At 72.8% G+C, this 15109-nt stretch carries 11 protein-coding genes; 5 read left to right on the top strand and 6 right to left on the bottom strand.

Annotated features, from left to right (window positions below):
• Positions 1–144 precede the first annotated feature (144 nt).
• Positions 145–2685: an alpha-L-arabinofuranosidase C-terminal domain-containing protein gene (locus AMK26_RS19995; RefSeq protein ID WP_073756042.1), complete on the bottom strand. Its 2541-nt coding sequence runs from the start codon at positions 2683–2685 to the stop codon at positions 145–147.
• A 185-nt stretch (positions 2686–2870) separates the two neighbouring features.
• Here AMK26_RS19995 and AMK26_RS19990 point away from each other — a divergent pair, with 185 nt between their 5' ends.
• Positions 2871–4964: a SpoIIE family protein phosphatase gene (locus AMK26_RS19990; RefSeq protein ID WP_073756041.1), complete on the top strand. Its 2094-nt coding sequence runs from the start codon at positions 2871–2873 to the stop codon at positions 4962–4964.
• Positions 4964–5989, top strand: a complete 1026-nt coding sequence (locus tag AMK26_RS19985; RefSeq protein ID WP_073756040.1) for a PHP domain-containing protein — start codon at positions 4964–4966, stop codon at positions 5987–5989. The genes AMK26_RS19990 and AMK26_RS19985 overlap by 1 nt, the downstream gene beginning before the upstream one ends.
• Positions 5990–6415: 426 nt before the next feature.
• Here AMK26_RS19985 and AMK26_RS19980 read toward each other — a convergent pair whose 3' ends face one another.
• Positions 6416–7465, bottom strand: a complete 1050-nt coding sequence (locus AMK26_RS19980) for a hypothetical protein (RefSeq protein WP_073756039.1) — start codon at positions 7463–7465, stop codon at positions 6416–6418.
• 193 nt (positions 7466–7658) lie between these two features.
• On the opposite strand from AMK26_RS19980, the gene AMK26_RS19975 reads away from it, so the two are divergent.
• The gene (locus tag AMK26_RS19975) at positions 7659–8489 is read left to right on the top strand and encodes an MmyB family transcriptional regulator (protein WP_073756038.1); all 831 of its coding nucleotides are present in this window, start codon (positions 7659–7661) and stop codon (positions 8487–8489) included.
• A 64-nt stretch (positions 8490–8553) separates the two neighbouring features.
• Positions 8554–9537, top strand: coding sequence for a glutathione S-transferase family protein (locus tag AMK26_RS19970; RefSeq protein WP_241837974.1), 984 nt, complete (start codon positions 8554–8556; stop codon positions 9535–9537).
• A gap of 6 nt (positions 9538–9543) precedes the next feature.
• Here the strand turns inward: AMK26_RS19970 and AMK26_RS19965 are convergent, their stop codons facing one another.
• Positions 9544–10935, bottom strand: a complete 1392-nt coding sequence (locus tag AMK26_RS19965) for an NADP-dependent succinic semialdehyde dehydrogenase (RefSeq protein ID WP_073756037.1) — start codon at positions 10933–10935, stop codon at positions 9544–9546.
• Positions 10936–10985: 50 nt separating this feature from the next.
• Here AMK26_RS19965 and AMK26_RS19960 point away from each other — a divergent pair, with 50 nt between their 5' ends.
• Positions 10986–11978: a YihY/virulence factor BrkB family protein gene (locus tag AMK26_RS19960; protein ID WP_073756036.1), complete on the top strand. Its 993-nt coding sequence runs from the start codon at positions 10986–10988 to the stop codon at positions 11976–11978.
• A 549-nt stretch (positions 11979–12527) separates the two neighbouring features.
• Here the strand turns inward: AMK26_RS19960 and AMK26_RS19955 are convergent.
• The 3 genes from AMK26_RS19955 to AMK26_RS19945 all read right to left on the bottom strand — a co-directional run bounded on the left by AMK26_RS19955 (position 12528) and on the right by AMK26_RS19945 (position 15069).
• Positions 12528–13688: an FUSC family protein gene (locus AMK26_RS19955; protein WP_073756035.1), complete on the bottom strand. Its 1161-nt coding sequence runs from the start codon at positions 13686–13688 to the stop codon at positions 12528–12530.
• Positions 13685–14572, bottom strand: a complete 888-nt coding sequence (locus AMK26_RS19950) for an SDR family oxidoreductase (RefSeq protein ID WP_073756034.1) — start codon at positions 14570–14572, stop codon at positions 13685–13687. The genes AMK26_RS19955 and AMK26_RS19950 overlap by 4 nt, the downstream gene beginning before the upstream one ends.
• 86 nt (positions 14573–14658) lie before the next feature.
• Positions 14659–15069: a nuclear transport factor 2 family protein gene (locus AMK26_RS19945; RefSeq protein WP_073756033.1), complete on the bottom strand. Its 411-nt coding sequence runs from the start codon at positions 15067–15069 to the stop codon at positions 14659–14661.
• Positions 15070–15109 lie beyond the last annotated feature (40 nt).

Genomic DNA, 15109 nt, shown 5'->3' with positions numbered 1-15109 from the left:
GCGCTTCGACTGGCTCACCCGAGATTAGAGCCGCCACGATGACCTGTCCAGAGAATGCGTCGAAGCGCTTCGACGCGGAAGCGGAAGGGCCGGGGAGGGCAGGTGCGCCCTCCCCGGCCAGAGTAGTGAAACGGCTCGGAACCTCTACCCGGTCTTGATGCGCAGGAAGGTGACCGAGTGCGCCGGGAAGGTGTACGTGAACTCCTTGCCGATCCCCCGCAGAGTCGACTCCTCGGGCCGCACCGGCCGGGCGTCCACGGTGTTCACGGCGTCCGGCGCCCCCTGGAGGGTGGTGAGCCGGGCGGTGGGGGCGACCTTCGCCGTTCCCAGATCGATCCGGGTCCGGGCGGGCGTGGCCTGGGCGTTGACGACCTTGACGACAAGGTCGCCCTTGTCCCTGGTCACCACCTGCCGGAACGGTTCGGCGGCCTTGTCGTCGGTGAAGCTGCCCCACACCTCGCCGTCGAGGTAGAGCGTGACCTGGCGGCCGCGCACCGTGACGCGGAGGTCGTACGTCCGGCCCGTCTCGATCGTGGTGCCGTTGTCGACGAGCGTCTCCTTGCCGCCGTCGACCGACTTCTCGACGGCGGAGCGGGTGTTGTTCCAGCCGCCCAGGTTCCACCAGTAGTGGTTGCCGGTGTCGCGCACCCCGAAGGCGATGAGGAAGCCCTCCTTGCCGGACTTCTTGGTGGCCTTCAGCCGCAGGTCGTAGTCGTGCCATCCGGTGTCGCCCGCCGTCACCAGGGTGTTCTCGGCGGCCGTGTCGGACTGGACGTACGCGCCGTCGACGACCGCCCAGTCGCCGCGTCCGGCGGCCCGCGTCCAGCGGGCGTCACCGGCCGAGAAGTCGTCCTTCAGGAGGGTGGTGCCGTCGGCGGCGGTGACCTCCACGTCGTCGTACGCGGCGCTCGTCGCCCAGGTGGACAGGCCGACCGCGCCGGTGATGGGCCCGGAGACGGCCGGCGTGGTGGTGGCCCGGCTGGGCACCACCCGGTCACCGGTGTTGTTCATGAACAGCTTCTGCACCTCGTAGCTGGTCGAGCCCCAGGAGCGGTGGTTGTCGAACCAGATCATGTCGGGGCGCCACTGGGTGTTGTCCACGTCGGCGAGCAACGGGGCGTAGGAGGCGAGCTTGACGACGTCGGCGTTGCGTTCCAGGCCGGTCATGTAGGCGGCTTCGGACAGCGCGTTGAAGAAGCGGTTGTCGCGGGAGGCGTACTCGCCGAGGAAGACCTTGGGGCCCTGGCGGTCGTAGGCGTCGTAGCGGTCGTTGTTCTCCAGGAACCACTGCGGGCTGTTGTAGTAGTGCTCGTCGACCATGTCGACGCCCGCCTCGCGGTTCAGCTGCCAGGCACGGTCGAAGACGCCTCCGGCGTCGTCGGGGCCGGAGTTGGAGATGATGGTGATGTCCGGGTACTTCGCCTCGATGGCTTCGCGGAACGCGGTGAAGCGGGCGAAGAACTGATCGGGCAGGTTCTCCTCGTTGCCGACGCCCAGGTGGGTCAGGCCGAACGGTTTCGGGTGGCCCATGGCGGCCCGCTTGCGGCCCCACTCGGAGGTGACGGGTCCGTTGGCGAACTCGATCAGGTCGAGGGTGTCCTGGATGTGCCGCTGCAGCAGCGCCGGGTCGTCGGTGGCCTTGTTCTCGCCGCAGCCGGTGACGAGGGCGGGGACGACGGGCAGCGGCATGGCGCCGATGTCCTCGGCGAACTGGAAGTACTCGTAGTAGCCGAGCCCGTAACTCTGGTGGTAGCCCCAGAAGTTGGCGTTGACGGCCCGCTGCTCAACGGGGCCGATGGTGTCCTTCCACTGGTAGGAGCGGCGGCGTTCCCAGTCCGGGGCCTCGTACGCCCGGTGGCTGCCGGTGTTGACCAGGCAGCCGCCGGGGAAGCGGAGGAAGCCGGGCTTCAGGGCGGCGATCTTCTCGGCGAGGTCCTTGCGCAGCCCGTTCGCCCGGCCCTTGTAGGTGTCGCGGGGGAAGAGCGAGACCATGTCGAGGCGCACGGTACTGGGGCCGGTTCCGCCGGCGGCGGTGACGGCGAGGCGGCCGCCGGTGGCCGTCACCTTGGTGGTGAGCGTGCCGGTGTACTTGGTCCAGCGGTCGCCGCGCACGGTGATGCCGAGCGGCAAGGACAGGACGGTGCCGTCGGAGGAGCGCAGTTCGGCGGTGAGGCGGGTGCCCGCGCCGCTGTCCGTACGCGCCCAGACGGAGAAGTCGTAGCGCGCGCCCGCCTTGAGCGCCATCCCGGCCCCGTAGCCGCTGTTGACGACGCCGAAGCGGGCGGCCACGCCGCCGGTTCCGGCGAGGTCGAGGCGCAGGTGGTGGCGGTTGCGCTCGTTCAGGCGCTCGGCGTCGTTCACCACCTGGACGGTGCCGGTGGCACCGCCGGTCGCGGTCTGCTGCCAGCCGGTGAGCGGGGTGTAGGCCCGGTTGTCGGCGGGGCCGAACTCGAAGGAGCGGTTCTGTACGAGTTCCGCGTACAGGCCGCCGTCGGCGGCGTTGTTGATGTCCTCGAAGAAGACGCCGTACATGGTCGGATCGATCGCCGGTCCGGCCCGGTCGGGGGACACGGTGAGCGAGTAGTCGGCCGGGGGCGGTGCATCGGCTCTGGTGGGGGCGGCCATCACCGTGCCCACCATGAGGGCCGCCAGCGCGAGGACGAGCCTCGGCCGTATGGGTGCCATGTGTGTGCTCCTGGATTCTTCAGTTGTTCGAGATATCGGACATTGACCAGGACTTCGAACAGGAAGATAGGCAGGGGCGGTTGAGGCGTCAACCCACCGGGACGGCCGCCGGGCCCGTCCGCACGGCCCACCCGGCCGGACCGATGCCTTGGCGTTCCCACCTGACCGGCTCGACAATGAGGGGGATGACGGACAACCGGGCACACAGCGGCGAGATCGGGCCCACCGAGCGGCTCGCCATGAACCGCACGGGCAGCTTCGACTGGGACCTCGACGCGGGCACCATCGACATCGACGAGGCGGGACTGCTGGTGTTCGGCCTGGCGCCCGGCACGTTCGACTCCCGGCCCGCCTCCCTCGTACACCGGCTGGAACCGGAGGAGCGCGCCCGCCTGGACGCCGTGATCAAGGAGGCGCTGGTCAGCGGCCGGTCCTCGTACGCCGCGCGGTTCCAGATCCCGCTCGACGACGGGTCGGTGCAGTGGACGCACGTCCAGGCCCGCATCCTGCGCGACCGGGACGGCCGGGCGCACCGGATCGTCGGGATCGTCCGGGACGCCACGTCCGAGATCACCCACTCGGCGTTCGTACTGGAGCTGGAGAAGCGCAGGCAGCGGCAGACGAACATGGTCGAGCGCACCACGCAGGCGCTGTCCCGGGCGGTGACGGTGGACGACGTCACGGCCGCGCTGACCGGCCCCGGCGGCCTGGCCCGGCTGGGCGCGGACGGCTTCGCGCTCGGCCTGGTCGAGAACGGTTCGCTCAACATCATCGCGCTCAGCGGCGAGTCCCTCGACGTCCTGGAACATTTGCGGATGCGACGCCTGGAGCCGGGGATGCCGCTCGCGGAGACGGTGTTGAGCGGGCGCCCGCTGTTCAGCAGCTCGTTCCAGGAACTGATCAAGGACTATCCCGTGCTCGCCCCGTACGCCGGGCGGCTGCGGTTCCGGGCGGCCGCCTACCTGCCGCTGGTCGCCCAGGCGCGCACGCTCGGCGGGATGGCGCTGTTCTACCGGGGGCGCACCGCCTTCAGCGCCGACGAGCGGAACCTGTCGCTGGGCCTGGCCGCCATCGTGGCCCAGTCGCTCCAGCGGGCGATCCTCTTCGACGAGGAGCGGGAGCTCGCCACCGGCCTCCAGGCCACGATGCTCCCCCGCCGCATCCCGGCCGTCGAGGGCGGCGAGATCGCCGTGCGGTACCACTCGGCGTGGAGCGGCCGGCAGGTCGGCGGCGACTGGTACGACGTGATCCCGCTGCCCCGGGGGCGGGTCGGCATCGTGGTCGGCGACGTCCAGGGCCACGACACGCACGCCGCCGCCATCATGGGCCAGCTGCGGATCGCCCTGCGGGCGTACGCGGGTGAGGGCCACGCCCCCTCCACGGTGCTGGCCCGGGCCTCCCGGTTCCTCGCCGAACTCGACACGGAGCGGTTCGCCACCTGTACGTACGCGCAGGTGGACCTGGACTCCGGCACGGTACGGGCGGTGCGGGCGGGCCACCTGGGGCTGCTGATCCGGCACACGGACGGGCGCGTGGGGCAGCCGAAGCTGCCGGGCGGCCTGCCGCTGGGGGTGGCGTCGGTCTTCGGGGACGAGGAGTTCCCCGAGACGCGGCTGGACCTGGTGCCCGGCGAGACGCTGGTGATGTGCACGGACGGGCTGGTCGAGCAGCCCGGGGTGGACATCGGGGAGGGGATGGCCGCGCTGGAGACGGCGGTGAGCAGCGGGCCGCCGGGCGCGGAGGCACTGGCGGACCATCTCTCCCAGCGGTTCTGGGAGCGCTGGGGGGCGGGCGACGACGTGGCGCTGCTGGTGCTGCGGCGCAGCCCCGACCCGGGTACGCCGCGGGCGCCGCGCATCCACCAGTACATCCACCAGGCGGACCCGCAGGGGCTGTCGGAGGCGCGGGCGGTGGTGCGGCGGGCGCTGCGGGACTGGGACATGCGCGGCTTCGCCGACGACGCCGAGCTGGTGACCGGGGAGCTGCTCGGCAATGTGCTTCTGCACACGGAGGGCGGCGCGGTGCTGACCCTGGAGGTGCTGCCGGAACCGGTGCGGCGGGTGCGGCTGACGGTGCAGGACCGTTCCAGCGCGTGGCCCCGGCGCCGTACGCCGGGTGAGGCGGCCACCTCGGGGCGCGGGCTGCTGCTGCTGGACGCGCTGGCGCTGCGGTGGGGTGTGGAGCCGCGCGGTGAGGGCAAGGCGGTGTGGTGCGAGATCGGCCCGTCGTCGCGGCCCGGAGAGGCGCGGATGGGCCCGGACAGGAGAGGAGGCCCGTGATGGACCCCGTCGAGGCGCTGGACCGGATCGCCTTCCTGCTGGAGCGCTCGCTGGCACCGACGTACCGGGTCAAGGCGTTCCGTACGGCGTCCGCGGCGCTCTCCGCGCTCGGTGAGGGCGAGGCGGCGCGGCGGGCGGCGGCCGGGACCCTGGAGCAGCTGAGGGGCGTGGGGCCGAAGACGGCGCAGGTGGTGCGGGAGGCGCTCGCCGGGGACGTACCGGCGTATCTGCGGCGGCTGGAGAGCGAGCTGGGGGACTCGCCGGACGAGAGGCCGGGCGCGGCGCTGCGGGCGGCGCTGCGGGGCGACTGCCACACGCACTCCGACTGGTCGGACGGGGGCAGCCCGATCGACGTCATGGGGCGGGCCGCGGCGGAGCTGGGCCACGAGTGGGTGGTGCTGACGGACCATTCGCCCCGGCTGACGGTGGCCCGCGGCCTGTCGGCGGAGCGGCTGCGGGAGCAGCTGGACGTGGTGGCGGAGCTCAACGAGCGGTGGGCGCCGTTCCGGATGCTCACCGGCATCGAGTGCGACATCCTGCTGGACGGCTCGCTCGACCAGGAGGACGAGCTGCTCGACCGGCTCGACCTGGTGGTCGCCTCGGTCCACTCCAAGCTGCGGATGGACGCTCCGGCGATGACGCGGCGGATGGTGAAGGCCGTACGCAATCCCCTGGTGGACGTGCTGGGGCACTGCACGGGTCGGCTGGTGGGCGGGAAGCGGCCGGAGTCGCAGTTCGACGCGGAGCGGGTCTTCGCGGCGTGCGCCGAGTCGGGGACGGCGGTGGAGATCAACAGCCGCCCGGAGCGGCTGGACCCGCCGCGGCGGCTGCTGCGGCAGGCCGTGGACGCCGGGGTGTTCTTCGCGGTGGACACCGACGCGCACGCGCCGGGGCAGCTGGACTGGCAGATCCTGGGCTGCGCGCGCGCCGAGGAGTGCGGCGTACCGGCCGACCGGGTGATCAACACCTGGCCCGCCGAGCACCTGCTCACCTGGACCCGCACGCGGCTGGCGCCGGACAGTTAGGGCGTGTCCGGTCGATCGGGCCGGCTCGGTGAGCGGCCCGCCGCGGCAGCGGCATGGGGATCCCGCTGACCGAGCGAAGCCGAGACCTTGGGGGAGACACTGCGGTCAACTGCCCCTCGGCCGACTGGAGGCCGCCCTATCACGGGGGACGTACCGATGATTCGGTGTGGCGGCCCGGAAGGCCCTGGCTCGACCTTGCGGTATCCACGCGATGCCCGGCAGGACACGCTGCCCGTGCCCTGCGTTGCCCGTTTCTGGCATGAGGCGCGGACAACGCCCCCCGTAATAGCGGTTTCGTGGACCGGCCGGTACCCGGAGGGCGTGCCGATCAACTCGTCCAGGATGCAGCAATCCTCCAGCGATTTCTTCTGATGCTTCTTCGGTGAAAAACCTTCGGCCATCGCGCGGCCACCGGAGGCCGGATCGTCACCCCTCCGGCCCGGCCGCCTCGTCGGCCATCCGCCGCCGCTCGGCGGACAGGGCCCACTGGTAGGCGAGCGCCGCGAGGGTGGGGGCGCCCCAGCGGGCGCGCAGCACGCCGAGTTCCTTGGTGAGGGTGCGCAGGCCGATGCTCAGGCGCCGGGCGGTGATGCGCTGGTCGATGCCGGCCGCCGTGTCGATGAGGATCTCGCGCTGGCGGTGGGTCAGTCCAGCGCCGCCGTCGGGGACGGCCCGCCGGGCGTCGCCGTGCCAGATGTCGGCGCGGCGCCAGGCGTCCTCGAACCCCTCGGCGATGAACGCGACCAGGGCCCGGTCCATGACGTGCCAGGCGGCGTACGTGGGACTGGAGTTGACCACGTGGTCGGGGATGAACGCCTGGCGCCGGTCGACGACGACACAGCTCTGGAAGGGGGCGGCCAGCGTACGGAACTGGGCGCCCTTCGCGGTCAGCCCGGTCACCCGGTCGCGGGTCGCGGGGTCGTCCCGCTCACCGTCGCGGTACAGGGTGCGCACGCTCACCCCTCGGGCCAGGGCGCGGGCGTCGCGGGCGAGCGCGGCCGCCATGACGTCGGTGCCGCGCGGGCCGAGCGGGTGGGCGATCAGCAGCTCGGTCTCGGCCTGCCCGGCCGCCTCGCCGATCCGGGCGCCGACCTGTTCGGGCTCGGCGAGGAATTCGCTGCCCGAGCCGGAGCGCCACTTGGCGCGCTCGAAGTGCAGCGCGAGCTCGTCGGCGACGTCGGGTACGGCGGCCATGCCGGCCGCCCGGGCGGCCAGTTCGCGCAGCCCTTCGTCGAGCCGGCGCCGGCCCGCCTCCTGGGGGTCCAGGGCGATCGGCGCCTCGGGCCGGTCGGGGTCGACGGCGACCAGGCGCCACGCCAGCAGTTCCCGCAGCGCGGCGTCCGCCGGGCCGACCGGCTCGCCCCGGGTGATCCGGGCGTACAACGCCTTCGCGGCCGCCGACAGGCTGTCCCGCGCGCCCGCCGGCGCACCGGCGCCCGCACCGGAATGGCCGCGCGCGGAATTGTCCTGGTCCATCGCCCCATGCCCCCGTTGACGCCTGCGTGTGTGCGCCGTGCGCATGTACGCACCACACAGACGCTTGATCGCTGACGTACGACGGGCCAGCGTACCGGTGTGGCCCTCCCGGGCTCCTCTTCCCGGAACGGCCCACGGCACACCACGGCGGCCACGGCACAACCGGCGGCCGCCCCCTTGGGGAAGAAACGTCATGGACAAGGCTGCACTGCGTCTCCTGCTCAGCGAGCGCCGGGCGTCGATCACGCCGGAGAGCCAGGGCCTGTCGCGCCCCACGCGGCAGGGCAGGCGCGCTCGCGGGCTCTCGCAGGCACAGATCGACCAGATCCTGCACCGCGCCCCGGACACCTACGGCCGCCTGGAGTCCGGCCGCTACCCGAACCCGCCCGTCGATCTCCTGCAGGACGTGGCGCGGCTGTTCCGGATGAACGAGCAGGAGTGGATCGCGCTGTGGCGGTACGCGCTGGGCCAGGACCCGCCCCGCCCGCTGGACTTCCGCTCCGGCGCGGAGCTTCCGGGCGTATGGCAGGAGATCCTCGACGGCGTCCGCCACCCGGCGTACATCAACGACCGCTCCTGGAACCTGCTCGCCCACAACGCCCCCTTCGAGGCGCTCTTCCCGGACCGCCGGGTCCCCGCCAACACCATGCGGTGGATGGCCGTCGAGCCGGAGGCCCGTACCGTCCTGACGGACTGGGAGACCGCGTGGGCGCCCGTGGTGCTCCCCCAGTTGCGGGTCGCGCTCGCCGCCGACCCGTCCGACAAGACCCTGTGCGCGATCGAGCAGGACGTCCTGGCCGACCCGGTGGCCGCCCCCCTGTACGAGGCGGCGAGCGCCTACACCCACCTGGACGGCGACGAGCGGCCGCTGCACCACCCGGACCTGGGCCGGGGGTGGGTGACCATGTGCGCCGCGCAGCCGCTGGCCGCCCCCGGGTCCCGGCTGATCGTGCTGGCCTTCCACCCGGGTGCGCGCCGCCGCGGCCGCCTCCCGGCACTGCGCGCCGCCGGCGACGGCACGTGACACCGCGCCCCGGGTGGGTACCCGCATCACGCGTCCGTCCGCGTCACGAGAAGGGGCAGGCACCGTGCGCGATTCCGCCGAGTTCACCCGGTCCGCGAGCCGTTTCACGGACCGGATCACCGCCGACGGCCGGGACGGCTGGCCGGTCGAGGCCGGGCGGTACCGGCTCGTCGTCAGCCGGGCGTGCCCGTGGGCGAGCCGTTCCCTGGTGGTGCGGCGGCTGCTGGGCCTGGAGGAGGCCCTGTCCGTCGCCGTCGCCGACCCGGTGCAGGACGAGCGGAGCTGGCGCTTCACCCTCGACCCGGACGGCCGGGACCCGGTCCTGGGCATCCGGTTCCTGAGCGAGGCGTACCAGGCCAGGGAGAAGGAGTACGACGGCCCCGTGAGCGTTCCGGCGGTCGTCGACGTACCGAGCGGCCGGCTGGTGACCAACGACTACCAGCGCATCACCCTGGACCTGTCCACCGAGTGGCGGGCCCTGCACCGCGAGGGTGCGCCGGACCTCTACCCGGAGGCCCTGCGGGAGGAGATCGACGAGCGGATGGAGGGCATCTACCAGGACGTCAACAACGGCGTGTACAAGGCCGGGTTCGCCAAGAGCCAGGAGGCCTACGACGCGGCGTACGCGCGGCTGTTCGCCCGGCTGGACCAGGTGTCGGAGCACCTGGCCGGGCAGCGCTACCTGGTGGGCGACACGATCACCGAGGCGGACGTCCGGCTGTTCACCACACTGGTCCGGTTCGACGCGGTCTACCACGGCCACTTCAAGTGCAACCGCACCAAGCTCACCGAGGACCGGGTCCTGTGGGCGTACGCGCGGGACCTGTTCCAGACGCCCGGCTTCGGTGACACGGTGGACTTCGACCACATCAAGCGGCACTACTACATGGTTCACGGGGACATCAACCCGACGCGGATCGTGCCGCGCGGCCCCGATCTGCGCGGCTGGCGCGCCCCGCACCACCGTGAGGAGCTGGGCGGGCGCCCGTTCGGTGACGGGACGCCGCCGCCCCCTCCCCCGTCCGGCGAGGTGGTCCAGCCGCTGTAGCGGCGGCTAGGACGCCTGCCACACGGTGGTGGCGTTGCAGAACTCCTTGATGCCGTGCCCGGACAGCTCACGCCCGTACCCGGAGCGCTTCACGCCGCCGAACGGCAGCGCGGGATGGGAGGCGGTCATGCCGTTGACGTATACGCCGCCCGCCTCCAGGTCGCGCACGAAGCGCTGTACGTCGGCGTCGTCGCGGGTCCAGACGTTGGAGCTGAGCCCGAAGTACGTGTCGTTGGCGACCTTCACCGCCTCGTCGATGTCCGCCACCCGGTAGAGGGTGGCGACCGGCCCGAAGGTCTCCTCCTGGTGGATGCGCATGTCCGGAGTGATGCCGGTCAGCACGGTCGGCTCGTAGAACCAGCCGCGTTCGAGCCCTTCGGGGCGGCGTCCGCCGCACAGGACCGTCGCGCCCCCGCGTACGGCGTCGTCGACGAGCTCCGCCAGGCCGTCGCGGCCGGCTTCGCTGGCGAGCGGCCCGACGTCGGTGGACTCGTCCATCGGGTCGCCGACGGTCAGCGCGGCCATACCGGCGGTGAACCGCTCCTCGAACGCGTCGTACACGTCCGTGTGAACGATGAACCGCTTGGCCGCGATGCACGACTGGCCGTTGTTCTGGGCGCGGGCGGTGACGGCGACCTGGGCGGCCCTGTCGACGTCCGCCGAGGGCATCACCACGTACGGATCGCTGCCTCCGAGTTCCAGGACGGTCTTCTTCACCTCGTCGCCCGCGACGGAGGCGACCGAGCGCCCGGCCGGTTCGCTGCCGGTGAGCGTGGCCGCCGCGACCCGGCGGTCGCGCAGGATGCCCTCGACGGCGTGGGAGCCGACCAGCAGGGTCTGGAAGCAGCCGTCGGGGTAGCCCGCCCGGCGGAAGAGGTCCTCCAGGTAGAGCGCGGTCTGCGGGACGTTCGAGGCGTGCTTGAGCAGCCCGACGTTGCCCGCCATCAGCGCGGGCGCGGCGAAGCGGATCACCTGCCAGAGCGGGAAGTTCCACGGCATGACGGCCAGGACCGGGCCGAGGGGACGGTAGTGCACGCGCGCGTGGGCCGCCCCGGCGTCCCGCACCTCGGCCTCGGGCGGGTGCTCGTCGGCGAGGAGCCGCTCGGCGTTGGCCGCGTACCAGCGCATGGCCTTGACGCACTTGGCCGCCTCCGCGCGGGCGGCGGTGAGGGGCTTGCCCATCTCGGTGGTCATCGTGCGGGCGATGTCCTCCTGGTCGGCATCCAGCAGGTCGGCCGCGCGTTCCAGCAGGCGGGCCCGGTCGGCGAACGTGGTCGTGCGGTACCGCCGGAACGCCGCGTCGGCGGCGGCGAGGCACCGTTCGATCCCGTCGGGCGTGAGCTCCTCGAAGGTCTTGAGCGTCTCGCCGGTGGCGGGGTTGACGGTCGCGATGGGCATGGGGGGTCCTCCTCGGGTTGAGCCTGACCTGTCGGGTAACCCGTGCCGGTATGGCACACACAGGTGAGGAAAAGGGAAAAGGCGCAGGGGCGCCCGAGGAACCGACCGACCTGTCCGCCGGGTCCTGGCGGGCGGTGCTCAAACGCACCGGCAAGGAGTTCATGGACGACGAGCTCCCCGACCGCGCCGCCGCCCTGACGTACTACAGCGTCCTGTCGATCTTCCCCGCCCTGCTGGTGCTGGTCTCGGTACTGGGCATGATCGGCGAGTCGGCGACGCGCGCCGTGCTGGACAACCTCCAGCAGCTGGCGCCCGGCCCGGTCCGGGACATCCTCGGCGACGCGGTGAAGCAGCTGCAGGACAGCCCGGGCGCCAGCGGCGTGGTGGCGGTCATCAGCCTGGTGGCGGCGATCTGGTCCGCATCCGGGTACGTGGGCGGCTTCATCCGTACCGCGAACGCCGTGTACGACCTTCCCGAGGGCCGTCCCGTGTGGAAGCTGACCCCGCTGAGGGTCGGGCTGACCCTGGTGCTGATGGTGCTGCTCGCGGTGAGCGCGGTGATCGTGGTGTTCACCGGCCCGCTCGCGGAACGCGCGGGCCAGGCGATCGGGCTCGGGGACGAGGCGGTCACGGTGTGGAACATCGCCAAGTGGCCGGTGCTGGTCGTCCTGGTGATCCTGATGATCGGGCTGCTGTTCTGGCGTGCCCCGAACGTCCACGGCCTGGGCTTCCGCTGGCTGAGCCCGGGAAGCGTGCTGGCCGTGCTGCTGTGGCTGATCGCGTCGGGCGGTTTCGCGCTGTACGTGGCGAACTTCGGCTCGTACAACAAGACGTACGGCACCCTGGCGGGTGTCATCACCTTCCTGATCTGGCTGTGGCTGTCGAACCTGGCCATCCTGCTGGGTCTGGAGCTGGACGCGGAGCTGGCGCGGCAGCGGGCGATCAGCGGCGGCATGCCGGAGTCGAAGGAGCCGTACGTCGAACCCCGCGACACCCGCAAGTGGCCCCCGGAGCTCCGCCCCGACGACGACCACCCCGCCTGACGCCCCGGCGCCGACCGGCCCGGCCCGCCGTACGGGCGGCTTCCGCCCACGGTACGGGCGCACCCGGCCCGCCGTACGGACGGGCCGGCCCACCGCACGGGCACATCCGGCGCGCCCCGCCGGGTGCGCCCGTACGGCGCCGGCGCCCTGGCCCGTGCGGGCCACGACACGTACGGCAGGCGGCCTGTGCGGCCCCGCTGCGGCCCCCGGTCCGTGCGGCCCCGCCCCTTGCACAGGGGCCGGCGGCCGGGCTGCCGGGGGCGCGGGGCCCCGCCCGCCCCTGTACGGCGCTCCGGTCGGCCCGTGCGCCCGGTCCGTGTGCAGGCCCTCCCCTTGCGCGGGTACCGGCGCCCGTGCCGCGGGGGCCCGTACGCGGTTGCGGAAACGGGCGGACGCCTCCTGCACCGGGTCGCGCGGGCGCTCCGCAGACCGCGCCGGGCCTGCGGGGCGGCGCCCGCGCCGAGTCATGCCGCGCGCCGGGGCGGCTCCCGAACCAGCCCGGCGCGCGGCCACGCACAACGGGGGCCGCGGGTCCCCGCCCCGTGGTGGTCACCCGCGCCGTGCCGTGACCCTCGCGTCGTCCAGGTCGTGCAGGAGCTGCTGGAGCTCCGCCGCCAGGCCGCCGACCGACGTGGCGGTCTCGTCGTCCTGCTCCGTGAGCCGGGCCTTGAGGCGCCGGTGCGCCTCCCAGGCCCGCCCCAGGGCCTCGTCCCGGTCCGCCGCGCCGCCGCCCGGCTCGCTCAGCGCCTCGCAGTCCGCCGTGCAGACGTCCGCGAGGGCGTGCAGCAGCGGCGGTACGTCCGAGAGGACGTCGTCCGGCGGCGGGGTGAGCCGGGGGCGGTCGCCCGCCGCCTCCGCGAGCGTGCCGGTGAGGGCCGTCAGGTGGTCCGCGATGCTCTCCCACGCCGCGTCCCACTGCGTGGACGGCAGCTCCGGGCCGGGGCGCCGGATCCGCCGGCCCGGGTTGAGGCGCAGGCTCTCCCGGGTCCACATCCGCGCGTTGCGGAGGTCGGCGAGCAGCTGCGGCAGCCTCCGCGCCCGGGTGTGCCACTCCCGGGCCTGCCGCCGGTCGTACCCGCGCTCCATCTCCTCGGCCATGGCGCGCAGCAGCTCCGCGCCGTCCCTGGGCAGCCGGCACAGCGATTCGTGGGCGTGCCGCAGGTGCACGGGCGGCAGGATCAGCGCGTTGACGCCGATGCCGATGGCCGCGCCGAGAAGGGTCTCCAGCAGCCGGTGCAGGATGTCGAAGCCGCTGAACGAGCCGTACACCAGGACGAACAGCGCCGTCGTGGACGCGTAGATGCCCTGGCCCTCGAAGCGGGAGTAGTTGCCGAGCAGCGCGGTGACGGGCAGCACGATCGCCATCGCCGCCATGGTGTTCCCGCCGGTCAGCCCGGCGGCCGCGGCCGCCAGCACGGTGCCGGCGGCGATGAGGACGACCTGCTGGACACCGGTCCGCACCGAGCGGTAGACGGTGCTCTGGACGAGGGCGACCGCCGTCCAGGGCGCCATCAGGGCCAGCGGGGCCTGCCACCACCAGCCGGCCACCGCCCAGGCGGCGATGGCGGCCCCGGCGGCCTTGATGGACTGGACGGCCAGGTCCCGCTCCGGCCCGGGGCCGGTCAGGGCCCGGCGTACGGACCGGCCGACCGCCGCGGCCTCCCAGCCGGCCCGGTGCCACAGCCGCCGTGCGTGAGCGGCCGGGGTCACGGCAGCGGGGTGCCGCCGGTGGCGTTGACGATCTCTCCGGTGATGTAACTCGCGCTGGGTGCGGCGAGGAAGACGTACGCCGGTGCCATCTCGGCCGGCTGGGCCGGGCGGCCGAGCGGCGACTGCTTTCCGAACTCGGCCGTCTCGGGCATCGTCGCCGGGATGAGCGGTGTCCACACCGGCCCCGGGGCGACGGCGTTGACGCGGATGCCGCGCGAGGCGACCATCTGCGCCAGCCCTTGAGTGAAGGTGACGATGGCGCCCTTCGTCATGGCGTAGTCGAGCAGGGGCGGGCTGGGCTTGTACGCCTGGACGGAGGTGGTGTTGATGACGCAGCCGCCCTTGGGGATGTGCGGCAGCGCCATCCTGGTCAGCCAGAACATGCCGTACAGGTTGGTCTTCATCACCCGGTCGAACTGTTCGGTCGTGATGGCTTCGATGCCGTCCGGCTGGGCCATCTGGTAGGCCGCGTTGTTCACCAGGATGTCGATCCGCCCGAATTCGTCGGTGGCCCGCCGGATGAGGGCGCGGCACTGCTCCTCGTCGCGGTTGTCGGCGGCCATGGCGATGGCCTTGCGGCCGGCCTCCTCCACGAGCCGGGCGGTCTCGCGTGCCTCGTCCTCCTCCTCGGGGAGGTGGGTGAAGATCACATCGGCGCCTTCGCGGGCGTACGCCAGGCTCACCGCGCGCCCGATACCGGAGTCGCCGCCGGTGATGACGGCGACGCGGTCCCGGAGCAGTCCGGTGCCCCGGTAGGACTCCTCGCCGTGGTCCGGGGGCGGGTCCATGGGACCGGTCCAGCCGGGATGCGGCTGCTCCTGTTCGGGGAAGTCCGGCTGCGGGTGCCGGGTGACGGGGTCCTGGGGCTCACGGGAATCTGTCATGGTCCGCCTTTCTGATCATCTCGGGTCGACTTCTCGCGTTCCCAAGACTCACGGACCGATGCATTCGCCGCGAATCAGACAGTGGATCAGACAGTGATCCGCTCCGAGGGAGCCGCGATGGGCACGTCGTTGATGCTCGCGTAGCGCCTGCGCATCAGGCCGTGCTCGTCGAACTCCCAGTTCTCGTTGCCGTACGCGCGGAACCACCGGCCGTCGGTTTCGTGGTACTCGTACGCGAAGCGCACGGCGATGCGGTCGCCGGTGAAGGCCCACAGTTCCTTGCGGAGCCGGTAGCCGAGTTCGCGCTGCCACTTGGCGGTGAGAAAGGCGACGATCTCGTCCCGGCCGCGCAGGAAGACGTCGCGATTGCGCCACTCGGAGTCCTCGGTGTAGGCGAGGGCGACCTTCCGGGGGTCGCGGGTGTTCCAGGCGTCCTCGGCGAGCCGCACCTTCAGGCGGGCGGTCTCCTCGGTGAACGGCGGCAGGGGCGGGCGCACGGCGGTCTCCTCTCGAAGCCGGGCGAGAACGCTCGTTCTC

This window comes from Streptomyces sp. CB03234 (genome assembly GCF_001905885.1).
In the GTDB taxonomy this organism is placed as follows: domain Bacteria; phylum Actinomycetota; class Actinomycetes; order Streptomycetales; family Streptomycetaceae; genus Streptomyces.
Note: the sequence above shows the minus strand (reverse complement) of the source record. Positions and strands in the feature narration are given on the sequence as shown.